Origin of the sequence: Candidatus Desulfatibia sp. (genome assembly GCF_036446775.1) — a bacterium.
In the GTDB taxonomy this organism is placed as follows: Bacteria; Desulfobacterota; Desulfobacteria; order Desulfobacterales; family UBA11574; genus Desulfatibia_A.
The window spans coordinates 1-14,582 of the sequence record NZ_JAZFTO010000400.1; the positions used below are offsets into that span (position 1 = coordinate 1).

Sequence of the window (14,582 nt, forward strand, 5' to 3'; positions counted from 1 at the left end):
AAGCCCTTAATTTAGACAAAGAGGCCGTGGTGAGAGGTTGGCAAGAGGGCGAATTTGCTCTCTTTTTAGATCAAGCATTAATCGTCGGTATAGAAGACCAAGCAAGATGGGCAATAAAAAATGAACTAACAGATGCAACAAAAGCTCCAAACTATCTTAATTACATCTATTTGGATGCGTTGGAGGCTGTCAAGCCGAATTCAATGACCATAATCCGTTAGAGGGAGATACTCGTGAAAATTAGGACCAGAGTACAGCTTATCATCGTTTTATCCGTTGTCCTGGCTGCGACAGTTAGCTTGATTCTCTTTCTATCAATTCGCTCAGTGAATAAGGCGAGCCAAAAGATGGAAATAACTGCCGAAATAGTAAAGGGTGTGGTTGAACTGAAAATCCTAACCGCTGGGTATTTGCTGCATCCAGGAGATCGCTCACTGATACAGTGGCAATCAAGATACGATTCTGTAACAAAGAGCCTAACAGGAGGTTACTTTAGAAGCCCAGATGAGAAAAGTCCTGTAGATCACATAATTAAGAACCTTGAACGGATCAAAACCGTTTTTGTTGAGATCACTATTGGTATGAGAAAAAAGCAGCGATCTGGTAAACAAGAAAACACATTCTCTCGGGCACTGCAAGACAGGTTGGAATCTGAGTTGCTGGTGAAGGCACAAGCGACTGTTTCTCTCGTCTTTCCATTGCAGCAGAAAATTCAAGCTGAATTTGTGATATCTCAAAAAAGATCCACTTTGCTGACCGTTGTCCTCCTTTTGATCATTACCTTAGGTATTATAGGAATATTACTATGGATTAATCAGAGTGTTGCAAGACCAATAGCAGTACTGGAAGAGGGAACCCGAATTATCGGAAGTGGTAACTTGGATTATAAGGTAGGCATAACTACGACGGATGAAATCGGTCAGCTTTCAAGGGCCTTTGATAAGATGACACATGATTTGAAAAAGACAACGGCTTCAGTTTCTGAACTAAATAGAGAAATTACTGACCGCAAGCGGGCCGAAGAACAAGTCAAGGCATCCCTCAAAGAGAAAAAAGTGCTCCTTCGCGAAATCCATCACCGCGTCAAGAACAACATGCAGCTACTAATCAGCTTGCTCAGACTGCAGGCAGACAAAATTGAAGACAAAAAATATGCTGATATGTTTAAGGATGGCGAGAATCGAATAAGATCCATGTCTCTTATTCACGAAAAACTTTACCAGACCCAGGACTTTGCTAACATTAACTTTGGTGAACATATAAAGAGTCTTGTAGATGGATTATTTGTCTCCTATGGGGTCGATACAAACAAAGTTAGCTTAAATATTGACATCAAGGATATTTCAATCGACCTTGAAAATGCTATTCCGTGCGGATTGATTATCAATGAACTGGTTTCTAATTCCCTAAAATATGCTTTTCCACAAGGAAGAGAAGGGGAAATTAGTATTGTCCTCCGGCCAATCAGTGAAGATGAGCTTGAATTAACAGTCAGTGATGACGGTATAGGTATTCCTGAAGACCTTGATATAGAACAAACGGATACAATGGGATTGACTCTGGTCAAAGTGTTAGCAGAGCATCAGCTTGATGGTAAAATTGATGTAGATCGAACAAAGGGAACCCAATTTCGTATTAAATTTAAAAGGACAGATTGATTCCATCGACACCAGATACCTGCTATATATCCTGGCGCCACAAAACCCTTTAATGCCGTTGATACGGAACGAATATCTCAGCTATGTGTTTCCTCATAGGTGGGTTGAATCGCAACCGGCTACTCCAAGATATTGTTGTTTGCCTTTTTATCAGATATACATACACTATTCATGAATCTTCAATTTTAGAACACTATGAAAATTCAATCCACCCGCTATACGGTAGTCGTTGACTCATGAAACATCCCGGCTATACATCCACTTTTAGCAATTTATGAACAACACGAATAGTATTTAAGTGAATTTCTACGATATCGTCGATGTTGCGCGTGTAACCCCCTCCCAAAACAATGGCAGTGGGAATGCCTATTTCGAAACATTTCCCCAAGACGTAGGTGTCACGCTCCATCAAGCCTTGCTTGGTAAGCAAGAAACCACCTAGACGATCTTCCTGAAACGGGTCCGCTCCAGCTAAATAGATGATTAGATCGGGGCGGTGCTTTTGAATCAGACCTGGCAAAACCTTGAGTTCTTCCAGGTATTTTTTATCGTCCACCCTTTGGCTGCTGTGAATACTTATATCATAATTTATTTAAAATTCTAAAACTGATAGGATTTTCTCCGTTGATGTAACCCAAGGGAGTAATACTTAATAGATAAAGTCGCCAGAGATAGCCGCGTCCATGAACCAGAGCAAGATCCAGGTCTGGAAGGGGAAAAGGGGTTCTGAAGTCGTCTTTGGTTAATATTTTCTCTTCAAGGACCCTGTTATGGGTTAAAGAGTATTTTTTGACTGGAAAAAAATGCCACCAGAGGCCAACCTTATATTTTATGCTCCAGACAAAATTGGCCTTGAACCTTTTCTCTTTGGGGATGCTTTCCCTCACCAATGAGGAGACAGGCAAGTTGAATTTAGGAGGTGGCCATAACTTACCGGCCATTAGGGCAAACCAATAGATCAGAAGCAAGACGGCAAGCAAAGTCTGCCAAATTCCAACGTTTCCCATGAAAAGATAGATAACAGTTAAAAAAAGTATGATTTCAGCCAGGGTGAAAGGAGGTCTGGTAGAACCGGCAAGGTAGTCATAATTTTCCATAGTCGATCACCCTTTACTTTTTGAAAATCATTAGTTGTGATATCGAATTCAGAAGACGGAGCTGTTAAGCGTTATCTGGGCTCACGTTGTGATTCTGTCAAGTAATTATTGCTGAAGATAGGCGCGTCGGTCTGCTTTGGATTTTTGGGCCAGGTCCTGACATCGGCTGTAGAATAGCTGGAGGTCATTGCCGCGGGTTTGCAGAAGTTTTAAAAATGCCGGTACCAGATCATAATAAACGGTCACGGTTATCAACTGAGCATTGTTTAATTTATGATCAAACCATGCATCATACTCTGAATATCCGCCCCACTGCATTTTAAGCAACTCATATTCATCTTTTAACTTTTCGAATAATAGTCTTTTGCTATCTCTTTTTTGAGGCACTGGCAAATCCTTAGAGTACAGTGTTTCAAGCCGGCGGCGGTATTGCATAATAAGCTGGATAAACTGCCGGCTGCGCTGAAAGTTTGCCCTGTAATCGTTAAAGGCCGCCGGATTTTCCTTGGCGGCCAGCCAGCGACGCAGACCCTCCTGTTCAACTGCTGTAGCAAAACTTTCATTAAAGGTGGAGTCGTCTTTTACATATACTATCTGATGCGCCAGTTCGTGAAAAATGAGCGCTGCCAGCCTGGCGTCGGACTGATATATAAACGTACTGTAAACCGGATCGTCGAACCAGCCCAGCGTGGAATACGCCGTAACACCGCCCACATAAACGTCCAAGCCTTCTTGTTTTAATTTACCGGCATAACGACGCGCGTTCTCTTCTGAAAAATAACCACGATATGCTGTACAGCCTGCAATCGGGTAGCACCAGGTTTTAGGCTCAAAAGAGAATTCCGGTGCGGCATAAACGTTCCAGAGAACATAGGGCTGCTCAAGCTCAACAAAACTAAGATAATGGTCGTCTGCCGGCAGGTGTAGCTTGCTTTTGGCAAAATCCCGCAGCTCTAAAATCAAGCTGAGTTTCTGTTTTAGTTTGGGGGGCGTCTGCGGGTTGTCCAGATAATTGTTGATGGGCCTGCGTTTGTTTAAAATGCCGACCTGGCCGGATATTGCCTGGGTATAATACCGTAGCGACTCGCAGCCTGTTAATGCTGCCAGCATAATTAAACATAGTATAATTTGAATTTGCGTCGATTTTATAAACATAAAATATTCAACAAAAAATAATCACGAAAACACGAAATTTTGAAAGCACAAAATTTTATTATTTATTTCTTTCTCGTGTTTTCGTACTTTCGTGCTTTCGTGATGAATATTATTTTTGGATTCCCGCTTCAACTTCAATGAAGGCAGTATCTCCGTTACACTGCGATCGGCCTGTCTCGTTTTCGAGGCTTGTCCTCCTCTGGGATTGTCCGGTCTTGCACAGTTACAATTCTTTCCCTAGAGTTTTTTAAGAACCCTCAGCACTTCATCGAGTTGCTGTGGAGAAATATACACATGGGGTGAAAACCGCACGCGCCCAAGCCGTTCGGCGGCAACAGTTTTGTTTTGCTTGAGCTGCTGCATGATGATATCTGACCCGACCCCCGGCTTTTCACAGACGACAATCCCCGTGGGATAATCCGGAAACTGATCCGAAAGCACTTTAAATCCTATTTTAGCAAGACCGGCACTCAAATAAGCACTCAGCTCCAATATCCTGTCGCGCACAGCCGCAAACCCGATGTCCCGCAAAAATTGGAGAGCAGCCTCGAAATACACCCAGTCGCTGAAATTGGCGGTTGAGATGGTAAAGCGGTCTGTCGTAGGTTTGAGCTCCGACTTGTAAGGCAGATATTCCTGGTGCTGAACCACCGATTCAGTGCCGATAAAAATTGGCTTGAGGCTGTTCAGCTTTTCTTTGGAAATATAGAGCACCCCCAACCCCAGCGGTCCCAGCAGCCACTTCCAGGCTGGAAAAGCCATATAGGCGATATTGGCTTTTTGAGTGTCCAACAGCTGCGAGCCGACTCCCTGGGCTCCGTCCACTACAAAATCAATCCCTTTTTCTTGGCACAGCGCCCCTATCTGCTCCAATGGAAGGGGCATGCCGGTACACCAGTGCACTGCCGACAGCGAGATTACCCGGGTTTTGGCGGTAATTAATCGTTTAAGTGCTTGTAGAAAAGCTTCGGGGGAAGTTTCCATCGGAGTTGTGACAAGTTTGACTCCTTTTTTCTCAAGGTGCCTCCAGGGATACACATTACTGGGATACTCGTTTTCAAGCAGGATCACTTCATCTTCAGCGCCAAAATCCATCCCGTGGGAGATGAAATTCATCCCTTCAGCCGTGTTGTGTATCAGGCCCAGTTCGTCGGGTGAACAATTTAAAAGCTCAGAGAGAATTTTTTTTATTTTTTTCTTGACCTTCGAGTGCCTGGCAACCTCGGTTAAAATTCCTTTGCGCGCGTAACCTTGCATATATAGAGATAGCGCTTTAACGCTGTGGCTGCCTGCCGGAGTGGTGCCGCTGTTGTTCAGCCAGATCATCTCGCGGTTGACCGCATAGGCCTCATAAATCGGATTCCAATCCAAAATTTCCCCTTATTTATCGAGACCTTTGAAAAACGCCCCCTTTTGCCCAATCCCGGCGTCAGGCTCAAATTTTAATCCTCGAAATACTCTATGTATTCCTGTGGTTAAAATTTTCGCCTTCCTTGGCCTTGAACAAAATTGAACATTTTTCAAAGGCCTCGAATCCCCGCTAAAGACAGGATCTTCGACCAGCATCCCCGATGGTTCAGGATTGCCGTCTTGCTCCAACCCGTGATCATTGGTCAGTGGTCAGTGGTCAGTAAGCAGTAATCAGTTATCCAGCAACCAGTATCCAGTATCCAGCAACCAGTATCCAGTATCCAGCAACCAGCAACCAGTATCCAGTATCCAGCAACCAGTATCCAGCAACCAGCAACCAGCATCCAGTATCTGTTTCTCGAAATGCAGCGTAGATCTCGTTCTATGTAGTTGCCTGAGTTCCATAAAATCGTAATACGATTTAATATTGCATTTGTTTGACAAAAAAGTCCAGGTTTTCTATATCTTAACATAGATTTTCGTAACTTCTCAATCACCTCGGGGGAGAAGGGCTTCAGGGTTTTTCTGAAGCCCGGCGATTTTCTAAATCTTAGGTTATTGAGAAATTACAGCTTTTCCCTGCGGGAGCTTTAAAAAAATAATACTGGAGATAAAACTATGAAACCGAGCAGATCGACGCTGTCGGTTCCCGGGCATATTGAAAAGATGCACATCAAGGCCTCTCAAAGCAAGGCTGATGTAGTGATGCTCGATCTGGAAGACAGCGTGCCGATGGAAGCCAAAGAACCGGCGCGCGAAACTGTGATTCATTCGATGCTTTCACTTGACTGGCAGGGGAAAACCGTAATCTTCCGCATCAACGGCCTGGACACCCCTTTTGGCTACCGAGATCTTTTGAAAGTTGTTGAGGCGGCCGGCCCTCAGATAGATGCCGTCGTTATCCCTAAAGTGGACCATCCCGGCGACATCCATTTTGTGTGCCGTATGCTGGACGGCATTGAAATGCAAAAGGGATTTTCCAGGCGTATCGGCATTGAGGCGATCATCGAGAGCGCCGCAGGCCTGGAACAAGTGTCGGCAACCGCCCGGGCCGGCGACCGGCTTAAGACCCTGGTATTCGGTATCGTCGATTATTCGGTCTCCATCGGTGCCCGGCTGGTGTCCATTTCCGGACACGGCGAAAAAGAAGAAAAAGTGTATCCCGGTCACCGCTGGAATTTTGAAATGAGCAGGATCGTTATGGCGGCCAAAGCACACGGTTTGCGGGCCATTGATGCACCCTATGGTAATTTCAGGGACCCGGAAGGGCTGCGTCGTTCCGCCGCCATGGCCTGTGCCCTTGGATATGACGGGAAATGGGCCATTCATCCGGATCAAATCGATGTTATTAACCAGGTCTTTTCTCCGTCCAAAGAAGATATCGCCAGAGCCGAGAAAGTGCTGGCAGCCCACCGAGAGGCTGAAGACAAGGGGCTGGGCGCCGTGGCCGTGGAAGGGCGTATGGTGGACCGCGCCACCGTCCGGCTGGCCAAGCAGCTTTATGAGCAGGCTAAGCATCTAAAAATGATACCCTAATTGAGATAAAACTCAATGTGTCAGTTGTTTGTTGTCCGTTGTCCGTTGTAAATCCTACTTGGTTTATCCGGCCTTATGATAACGCTTAATCCGAATTTCTTAAATGAGGAGAATCAGGCATGTCAACCGATTTTAACGATATCGACAATGGCTCTGAAGAAGAAGATTTTGCAACACTTTTTGAATCCTACCAGAATGTTGCTAATGAAAACCTCCAGGTGGGCAATAAAATCAAGGGCAAAATAATTTCAATCGGCCAAGACGCTGTGTTTGTCGATATTGGCAGCAAGACCGACGGGTTCGTTGATAAAGCGGAACTGCTGGATAAGCAGGGGGAAATGCCTTACGATGAAGGAGACAGTATCGAACTTTACGTAGTCTCCAGGGATGAAAGTGAAATCAGGCTTTCCAGGGCGCTTTCCGGAATCGGCGGTCTGGATCTTTTACAAGATGCTTATGCCAACGAAGTCCCGGTCCAAGGTAAAGTCACCCAAACCTGCAAGGGAGGTTTTAATGTCGACATTTTGCATCGCAGAGCGTTTTGCCCCATCAGTCAGATGGACCTAAAATTTGTGGAGACGCCTGATGACTACGTGGGGCAGACTTTTAATTTTTTAATCACGCAGCTTGAAGAACGCGGCAAAAATATTGTTGTTTCCAGGAAAATATTGCTGCAACAGGAGCAAGCAAAGTCCGCAGAACAATTTTATGAAACACTGAACATTGGCTCGATTTTAGATGGCCGCATAACGCGGATTGTACCATATGGGGCTTTTGTTGAATTAGCTGCCGGTGTGGAGGGCATGGTTCATATTTCAGAACTGAGCTGGTCCCGCCTAGAGAACCCCGAAGAAGTTGTTTCTGTCGGTGATACCATTACAGTAAAAATAATTGACATTAAAGCGGGCGATGGGCCCTCTTTGAAAAAAATTGCCCTATCCGTCAAACAGCTGGGAAGCGATCCATGGGACACGGCCGAAGATCGGTTTAAAATCGGAGATAAGGTCACGGGCAAAGTTACGCAATGCGTGAAATTCGGTGCCTTTGTTGAAATCGCTCCCGGAGTTGAAGGTCTGGTTCATATAAGTGAAATGAGCTACATCAAACGGGTGTTGAATCCGGAAGATGTAGTCAGCTCCGGCCAAACAGTTTCCGTAATGATCAAAGTGTGTGATCCGGATAAACGGCGCATAAGTTTGAGCCTGCGAGATGCTGAAGGAGATCCCTGGCTTAACGTACCGCAAAAGTACCAGGTTGGTCAGGCCGTAGAGGGTTCCATTGAAAAAAAAGAGAATTTCGGTTGTTTTATCACGCTGGAACCGGGCATCACGGGATTGCTGCCGAAATCTAACCTTAACAAAGCCGCCACTCCCGGTATGATCGAAAAATTAAAAGAAGGTGACACCGTCAGGGTTATTATTGAAAAAATTGATGCCATTGACAGGAAAATTACCTTGCGCCCGGCGGATCTGGCCGAAGAAGGCGATTGGAAAACTTTTATAAAAGATAGTAAAAAATCAATGAACCCATTGGCAGAAAAGTTGCAGCAGGCGCTTAATATCAAAGATGATTCATGAGGACAGGATCTATGAATTTGAATGCCTTTTTAATGCTTAATTCTGCTCGGTATAATGGCTTTGCGAGACCTTTGCAGGTTTAACTTTCCAATCTATTTTTGATTCAATACCTCGCCTATTTTTCTTAATGTATCTTTGCTTAAAAAAACTTCCGGGGTTGAAAATCCGTTGAGTTTATTTAGAAAGTTTTTGTAAGATTCGTCAGCGGCAGCAATGATGATAACCGGGATCTCCTTTAGCGCCGAATGCTTTTTAAATTGATAATATGTTTTTATGCCGGATTGTTCCGGCATGGTGATATCGAGGGTAATAAGAGCGGGCTTTTTTGCTTGACAAAGATTTAGCAATAAAATTATATCATACTTTATTAATATAGATTAATTTGGTCTGAATCATTAAACGCCAGAAAAAACTCGTGAAACTTAAGACCAAAACCCGTTGTGGAACCAGATTAGTTCTTGATTTGGCCCGCCATCAGGGCAAGGGGTCTGTTCAAATGCATGAAATTTCCATGCGGCTGAATATCTCCGTTAAATACCTTGAACAACTCATTCGTCCCCTTAAGCAAGCCCATCTCGTTACCAGCACCCGGGGGCCTAAGGGCGGCCACATGCTGGCCAAAAATCCGGAGGAGGTCACTCTGGGTGAAATTACCCGGCTGTTTGAAGGTACAACCGGGGTGGTTAATTGTATCAGCAATCCTGAAAAATGTTCAATATTTGACGATTGTGCGGTTCGATCCGCCTGGGAAAAAGCCGGCAAAGCGCTCTATGCTGAGTTGGATTCCATAACCATCGCGGATTTGCTGGCAAAAAAAATAGATTAGTATTTGTATCCGCGCCGTCAATAGACTGCGTTGGTGGGGTGTAGAATTATAACAAGCAATGTTCAGAGAAGGAGGTTTTTATGAAAAAAATTTTAATTTTGGGTTCAGGCGCCGGCGGGACAATGGCTGCCGCAAAGCTGCGCCGTGAGTTAAATGAAAGGGAATGGCAGATTACGGTTCTCGACAAGGATCCGCTGCACCACTATCAGCCCGGTTGGCTGTTCATTCCGTATGGGATTTACACGCCCAAGGAATGCGTAAAGCCTAAATCCGACTTCATTCCGGAGGGAGTCGAATTAGCTATCGACGAAATCGTCGACATTGACCACGCCAACAAGCAAGTCAAGACCAAGAAGGGGCAGTACGATTACGACTGGTTGGTAATTGCCACGGGTTGCAGAGTCGAGCCGGAAGAAACCGACGGTATGATGGACGACTGGGGCGGCGATGTCCATACCTTCTACACCCTGGAGGGTGCCAAAGCGCTTTACAAAAGATGGAAGTATTTTGACAAGGGCAAGATTGTACTAAATATAGCTGAACTGCCCATCAAATGTCCGGTTGCGCCTCTGGAGTTCGTCTATCTCACAGACTGGTTCTTCAAAGACAATGGCGTGCGGGACAATATCGAGATAGAATTGGTCACTCCCTTGGACAGCGCCTTTACCAAGCCTGTGGCTTCAAAGATTTTAGGGGCTGTCTGCGCTGAAAAGAACATCAAAGTCACACCCAACTTCTCCCTTGACAATGTCAATGTCAGCAACAAGACGATCGAATCTGCGACCGGCGATACGGTTCCTTATGACATCCTGGTTTCCATCCCGCTGCACTTTGGTGCACAAGTGCTCATGGACAGCGGTTTCGGCGACCCCATGGGTTTCGTCGATACTGATCATGGCACTTTGCAGGCTAAAGGCTTCGACAATATCTATGTGATCGGTGACGCCGCCAATGTGCCTACCTCTAAGTCCGGGGCGGTTGCGCACTATGAATCCGACGTCGTGGTGGGAAACATCATCCGCGAAATAGAGGGGCAAGAGCCACGGCCCGACTATGATGGACACTCAACCTGATTTATAGTCTCGAGCCATGGTATGGCTTACCTGATCGATTTTAGCTACGATACCGAGCCCCTTCCCGGGAAGTTCCCTTTCCCCGGCCTGGGACCCTTTGGCCTTTTAGAAGAAAGCCAGATGAACTATGTTGGAAAAATGATGTTCAAATGGGCTTACTGGAACCTGATGTTGAAGGGTCTTGCATTGCCCTTGGAACCCCGGTTCAATATAGCTGGTAAGATGCTCCCCAGCATCTAAAGGAGGCGCTATGACAAATAAAGAATTGATTATGGAGCGACTTGATCGCATTGAAGCACAAATTGCTCCGCTGGCCGAATCCGCCAGAGGTTTACAAGAACTCAAGGATGACATGATGGTTGTTGCCCATCCGGCTACCCAGATGTTGATCAAAGAACTACAGGACGTTGAATCGAGTTTTCAGTTGGAAGATCTGTTGAAGTTAACCAAACAGATGCTCAGAAGTGTCAAGAACATCACCTTTGCATTGGAACAACTGGAAAACTTCATTGACTTTGCCAAAACAGCAGAGCCCTTGATGAGGACGGCCGTACCTCAGGTGATCAACTATCTGGATGACCTGGAGCAAAGGGGTGTGTTTAGAATTCTTGGGGCCACGCTGGATATACATGCAAAGCTCGCTGCTGCGTATACACCAGAAGACATCGACAAAATCGGAGACGGCATCGTCGCCTTTCTGGGTTTGGCCCAGAAGATCGCCGATCCTCAGTCTGTCGCTTTTATGGAGAAATTGGCCGAAATTCCGTCCAAATTGGATTTGGCGGTCAGCAAGGATTGCGGGCCTTGGGGACTTTTTTCGGCCTGCTCCGATCCTGAAGTAAAAAAGGGCCTCGGCGTTTTGATGGAGTTGACCAAGGCCATGGGCAAATTGAAAGCCAACGGAAACGGGGCGGCCTGTGTTGAGCCGCCGGAAGAAGCAGAGCAACAAGCAGACGAAAGCTAGCTGGTCCAGAAACAAATTTAAAACTTTAAATTTGAATTCCCCGCTGCTTACAGCGCGGGATGAATTCAAATGAAAGATAGAAGCTCCCTGCCCGACTTCGGCGGACGGCAGGGAGCTTTTTTATTCTGATTCGAGTTGCTCCATTTTATTCTCAAAAATGGTCTTTTGTTTCTCTAAAATGCTTGTGTACTCTTCGAGTTCATCAAAGAGCGGGTCGATCTCTGACCGGCAGCGGTGGATCGACTGTGAGAGCTGCGCTATTCGGGCACCGTCCTGCGCCTGGGATGCCGCCTGAATGGCGGCGTTCAGTTCATCTAAAGTCTTTTCATGTTTTTCGATATCATGCTCAGTTCGCAAGATACTTTTTTCAAGGGGTTTGAGGATTTTGGCGCGTTCGATGATCAACTCCGCGCGGCGGCGGCGCATTCCTTTTTTGGTCAATTTTACCCTGCTGCCTTTCTTGTCGGCGTCTTTGGGGCCGGATTCTGTTTTTTCGGCTTCATCTTCCCACCCCCCTTTTTCCAGAAAGCGCTGGTATCCGCCTTCAAACACATAAACCGCGCCTTTCTGAAATACAATGAGGCGTTCGGCCAGGGTGTGCAAAAACATCTCATTGTGGGTCACTATAATCACTGTTCCCTCAAAATTGTCGACAGCCGCCAGCAAGGCATCGGAAGATTCCATGTCGAGATGGTTGGTAGGCTCGTCAAGCAGCAAAAGATTTACCGGCTTGGCCAGAAGTTTGCCCAACATTACCCGACTTTTTTCGCCGCCCGACAGCACTCCAATTTTTTTTAAAGCAGCACCCCCTTCAAACAACATAGCGCCGCAGATATTACGTGCCAGCCGGAGATCAACATCTGAGTGTGAAAAGAGAATTTCCTCTTCGACCGTTCGCTTATCGACCAAGGTTTTAAGGTTGGTTTGTTCAAAAACCCCCTTTTTAACCGCTTGGTGGCAAGTGATTTCGCCGCTTTGCGCCCTGAGTACTCCTGACAGCAGCTTTAAAAGCGTTGTTTTTCCTTTGCCGTTTTTACCGACAACGCAAATACGATCCCGCCTCCCGACGGTGATATTAAAATCCTTGATCAGCGGTTTTTGAGGGTCATATGCAAAAGATAGGTTGCGGACACTCATTACGTGCTTGCCGTTAAAAGGACTACTTCGAAAAGAAAAATCGAGGGTTTTGAGCTTTTCCAGTTTTTCCTTTTTGCCCGCCTTGGCCAGGGTCTTGATACGTGACTGCACCAAATTCGCCAGCCTTGCCTTGGCCCTGAAGCGGATAATGAACTGCTCGATCTCTTTGCGGCGGCGCTCGTCTTTAATACGAGTCTTTTCGTATACCTCTTCTTCCAGGGAAATCTGGGCGTAAAACTTTGGGGTATTTCCGACGATTTTGCGGACTTTACGGTGATAAATCCCCAGGGTGTGCGTAACGATCATATCCATAAGGCCCCTATCGTGAGTGATGAGCATCAATTCACGGGGCCAGTTGATCAGAAAACGCGCCACCCAACGTATGGAGGTGATATCAAGGTAGTTGGTCGGCTCATCCAGCAGCAAAAGGTCAGGGTCAGAAACCAGAACCTTGGCAAGATTCAGGCGGACCTGAAAACCGCCGGAAAATTCTTGGGGGTGGCGCTGCATATCTCTTTTGGAAAAGCCTAGTCCTGCCAGTACTTTTTCAACCTTCCAGTGGTGGTCCTGTTCTTCCCGGATCAAGCCCGTCATACCCTCTTTAAGAACAGTATCCTTCGTAAAAGCCGGTTCCTGGTGAACGTAGCCGATACGATAATGCCTGGGAACCGTGATGTGTCCAGCATCCGGAACCTCTTGGCCGGTGATGAGCCTGAAGAGAGTGGTTTTGCCGTGACCGTTACGACCGACAAGTCCAATCCGCTCTCTGGGATTAAGCTTGAAATTGATACCGTCAAACAGCACCTGAGAACCGAAGCTCTTTTTGAGATTTTCAACCCTGATCATGTTTCATGAATAAATTAGAGCACTACGATTGTTTCTCCAGTACCTCATCGACCCAGCCCATGGCGGCGATCATGTTTGGAAAGCCCGTAGTCGTTGTGGACAATAAGACGGCATGGGTAATTTCTTCGACGGTAGCACCGGATGCCAGGGCCTTGCGCGTATGAGACATGACAGCGCCTCTGGAATTGGCACCCATAGCGATACCTAACTTGATAAGATCCTGAACCTTTGGCTCCAGGGGCCCGGCCTCCCGCGTGGAAATGCCCAGCTGATTATAAGCTTCAGAAACTTCCGGGAATTTGCTTGTAAAGTTCTCGTACGTTTTCGGCAGATACATAAGCCCTCCTTTGTTAGTGATAGTTATGGGATCTCAATGGTGTTTAAACAAAAACGGGCAATATTTTAAACAGGTTAAATGTATACTAATGTAATGATGTATTTTCAACTCAATTTTTTGAAGTTTTTTCGATTCCGGACGGAAACTACTTAGTAGGCGTTCACAGGTTCAGAGTTCACCGTTCAGGGTTCTTTTTTTGTTAACCTTTACTAACTAGCCCCGAACCTTGAACCTATGAACCCTTTAGATGAGCCTGCTGCATCCTGGATTTGCTTTTTCAACCCGAAATCACGAGTAAATTTGGCCTTCTTTGTCAGGCCGTAGACCTTGCGAGTTAACTCCCGGGCCAACTGCCATGCCTCAATATCTTCAAATCGTTTTATTCTCATGCCTTCTCTATTCAGAACTCACAAATTAACGGTTCAAATTTCTGAACCTTTGAACCCTGAACCTCTGAACCTGTGAACGGTTACACTAATTAACTATTGACATGGGTACTACAAAGTATATAAAAAGGTCGATTTCTATTTTATAATTAGCTTTTGGGAGTTGCCCATGGACCGCGAAGAATTTAAACATTACCGTAAAATGCTGGGCAAGACCCAATTGCAGATGTCCCAGCTGTTAGGAACGTCCATTAAGGCTGTACACAGTTATGAACAGGGCTGGCGAACCATACCGACCCATGCGGAGCGGCAGATGTTTTTCCTGATCTCCAGACTAAAGGAAAACAAAAAAGACCTGAAGCCATGTTGGGTAATTAAAAAATGTCTCCCTGAGACTAAGAGCCGCTGCCCGGCCTGGGAATTTAAATCCGGTACGCTCTGCTGGTTTATCAATGGTACCATTTGTGAAGGCATCGTTCATAATAACTGGAAAGAAAAGATGGTAAAGTGCCGGTCTTGTGATGTTTTTAAGGCAATGCTGTAAATTCAACGCATTTCTCATCCAATCCCCGAGTGTTAC

Annotated in this window: 17 protein-coding genes; 9 read left to right on the forward strand and 8 right to left on the reverse strand. The window is 45.9% G+C overall.

The features are described from left to right. On the forward strand, positions 1–221 hold a 221-nt coding region (locus V3S16_RS18080; protein WP_413887533.1), incomplete at its 5' end, for a hypothetical protein. A 126-nt stretch (positions 222–347) separates the two neighbouring features. Then, positions 348–1,658 (forward strand): histidine kinase dimerization/phosphoacceptor domain -containing protein, encoded by a 1,311-nt coding sequence (locus tag V3S16_RS18085; RefSeq protein WP_413887535.1) that lies wholly within the window; start codon positions 348–350, stop codon positions 1,656–1,658. A gap of 250 nt (positions 1,659–1,908) precedes the next feature. Here V3S16_RS18085 and V3S16_RS18090 read toward each other — a convergent pair whose 3' ends face one another. The 4 genes from V3S16_RS18090 to V3S16_RS18105 form a co-directional block, all read right to left on the reverse strand. Beyond that, complete coding sequence (locus V3S16_RS18090; RefSeq protein ID WP_413887537.1) at positions 1,909–2,214, reverse strand: hypothetical protein; 306 nt, start codon at positions 2,212–2,214, stop codon at positions 1,909–1,911. A gap of 25 nt (positions 2,215–2,239) precedes the next feature. Then, positions 2,240–2,755, reverse strand: coding sequence for a hypothetical protein (locus V3S16_RS18095; protein WP_413887539.1), 516 nt, complete (start codon positions 2,753–2,755; stop codon positions 2,240–2,242). 105 nt (positions 2,756–2,860) lie between these two features. Further along, a complete protein-coding gene (locus tag V3S16_RS18100) occupies positions 2,861–3,865 on the reverse strand; it encodes an aminopeptidase (RefSeq protein WP_413887541.1) in 1,005 nt (334 codons plus the stop codon). A 282-nt stretch (positions 3,866–4,147) separates the two neighbouring features. Continuing rightward, entirely contained in the window at positions 4,148–5,281 is a 1,134-nt protein-coding gene (locus V3S16_RS18105; protein WP_413887543.1) for an aminotransferase class V-fold PLP-dependent enzyme, read from the reverse strand. 657 nt (positions 5,282–5,938) lie between these two features. Between V3S16_RS18105 and V3S16_RS18110 the strand changes: the two genes are divergently transcribed. Both V3S16_RS18110 and V3S16_RS18115 read left to right on the forward strand, forming a co-directional pair. After that, positions 5,939–6,856 carry an HpcH/HpaI aldolase/citrate lyase family protein gene (locus V3S16_RS18110; protein WP_413887545.1) on the forward strand — a complete coding sequence of 306 codons (918 nt, stop codon included), beginning with the start codon at positions 5,939–5,941 and terminating at the stop codon, positions 6,854–6,856. A 119-nt stretch (positions 6,857–6,975) separates the two neighbouring features. Next, the gene (locus V3S16_RS18115) at positions 6,976–8,433 is read left to right on the forward strand and encodes a 30S ribosomal protein S1 (protein WP_413887547.1); all 1,458 of its coding nucleotides are present in this window, start codon (positions 6,976–6,978) and stop codon (positions 8,431–8,433) included. A 92-nt stretch (positions 8,434–8,525) separates the two neighbouring features. Here the strand turns inward: V3S16_RS18115 and V3S16_RS18120 are convergent, their stop codons facing one another. Further along, entirely contained in the window at positions 8,526–8,780 is a 255-nt protein-coding gene (locus V3S16_RS18120) for a response regulator (RefSeq protein WP_413887549.1), read from the reverse strand. A 68-nt stretch (positions 8,781–8,848) separates the two neighbouring features. On the opposite strand from V3S16_RS18120, the gene V3S16_RS18125 reads away from it, so the two are divergent. From V3S16_RS18125 to V3S16_RS18140, 4 genes are all read left to right on the forward strand, one after another. Further along, entirely contained in the window at positions 8,849–9,259 is a 411-nt protein-coding gene (locus tag V3S16_RS18125; RefSeq protein WP_413887551.1) for an RrF2 family transcriptional regulator, read from the forward strand. 80 nt (positions 9,260–9,339) lie between these two features. Further along, on the forward strand, positions 9,340–10,332 hold the full coding sequence (locus V3S16_RS18130) for an NAD(P)/FAD-dependent oxidoreductase (RefSeq protein WP_413887553.1): 993 nt from the start codon (positions 9,340–9,342) through the stop codon (positions 10,330–10,332). 21 nt (positions 10,333–10,353) lie between these two features. Then, complete coding sequence (locus tag V3S16_RS18135; protein ID WP_413887555.1) at positions 10,354–10,572, forward strand: hypothetical protein; 219 nt, start codon at positions 10,354–10,356, stop codon at positions 10,570–10,572. 10 nt (positions 10,573–10,582) lie between these two features. Continuing rightward, a complete protein-coding gene (locus V3S16_RS18140; protein ID WP_413887557.1) occupies positions 10,583–11,296 on the forward strand; it encodes a DUF1641 domain-containing protein in 714 nt (237 codons plus the stop codon). 120 nt (positions 11,297–11,416) lie between these two features. On the opposite strand, the gene V3S16_RS18145 is transcribed toward V3S16_RS18140, so the two are convergent. The 3 genes from V3S16_RS18145 to V3S16_RS18155 form a co-directional block, all read right to left on the reverse strand. Beyond that, positions 11,417–13,279, reverse strand: a complete 1,863-nt coding sequence (locus V3S16_RS18145; protein WP_413887559.1) for an ABC-F family ATP-binding cassette domain-containing protein — start codon at positions 13,277–13,279, stop codon at positions 11,417–11,419. Between the two features lie 22 nt (positions 13,280–13,301). Then, positions 13,302–13,616 (reverse strand): carboxymuconolactone decarboxylase family protein, encoded by a 315-nt coding sequence (locus V3S16_RS18150; RefSeq protein ID WP_413887561.1) that lies wholly within the window; start codon positions 13,614–13,616, stop codon positions 13,302–13,304. A gap of 209 nt (positions 13,617–13,825) precedes the next feature. Continuing rightward, positions 13,826–14,005, reverse strand: a complete 180-nt coding sequence (locus V3S16_RS18155) for a four helix bundle protein (RefSeq protein WP_413887563.1) — start codon at positions 14,003–14,005, stop codon at positions 13,826–13,828. 166 nt (positions 14,006–14,171) lie between these two features. On the opposite strand from V3S16_RS18155, the gene V3S16_RS18160 reads away from it, so the two are divergent. Then, positions 14,172–14,546, forward strand: coding sequence for a helix-turn-helix domain-containing protein (locus V3S16_RS18160; protein WP_413887565.1), 375 nt, complete (start codon positions 14,172–14,174; stop codon positions 14,544–14,546). Positions 14,547–14,582: the final 36 nt, after the last annotated feature.

Bases quoted from the DNA above. Each gene is read 5' to 3' on its own strand.
- V3S16_RS18085 (WP_413887535.1), top strand. From the start codon at position 348: ATGGAAATAACTGCCGAAATAGTAAAGGGTGTGGTTGAACTGAAAATC.
- V3S16_RS18095 (WP_413887539.1), bottom strand. From the start codon at position 2,755: ATGGAAAATTATGACTACCTTGCCGGTTCTACCAGACCTCCTTTCACC.
- V3S16_RS18100 (WP_413887541.1), bottom strand. From the start codon at position 3,865: ATGCTGGCAGCATTAACAGGCTGCGAGTCGCTACGGTATTATACCCAG.
- V3S16_RS18110 (WP_413887545.1), top strand. From the start codon at position 5,939: ATGAAACCGAGCAGATCGACGCTGTCGGTTCCCGGGCATATTGAAAAG.
- V3S16_RS18115 (WP_413887547.1), top strand. From the start codon at position 6,976: ATGTCAACCGATTTTAACGATATCGACAATGGCTCTGAAGAAGAAGAT.
- V3S16_RS18130 (WP_413887553.1), top strand. From the start codon at position 9,340: ATGAAAAAAATTTTAATTTTGGGTTCAGGCGCCGGCGGGACAATGGCT.
- V3S16_RS18135 (WP_413887555.1), top strand. From the start codon at position 10,354: ATGGCTTACCTGATCGATTTTAGCTACGATACCGAGCCCCTTCCCGGG.
- V3S16_RS18140 (WP_413887557.1), top strand. From the start codon at position 10,583: ATGACAAATAAAGAATTGATTATGGAGCGACTTGATCGCATTGAAGCA.
- V3S16_RS18145 (WP_413887559.1), bottom strand. From the start codon at position 13,279: ATGATCAGGGTTGAAAATCTCAAAAAGAGCTTCGGTTCTCAGGTGCTG.
- V3S16_RS18150 (WP_413887561.1), bottom strand. From the start codon at position 13,616: ATGTATCTGCCGAAAACGTACGAGAACTTTACAAGCAAATTCCCGGAA.
- V3S16_RS18155 (WP_413887563.1), bottom strand. From the start codon at position 14,005: ATGAGAATAAAACGATTTGAAGATATTGAGGCATGGCAGTTGGCCCGG.
- V3S16_RS18160 (WP_413887565.1), top strand. From the start codon at position 14,172: ATGGACCGCGAAGAATTTAAACATTACCGTAAAATGCTGGGCAAGACC.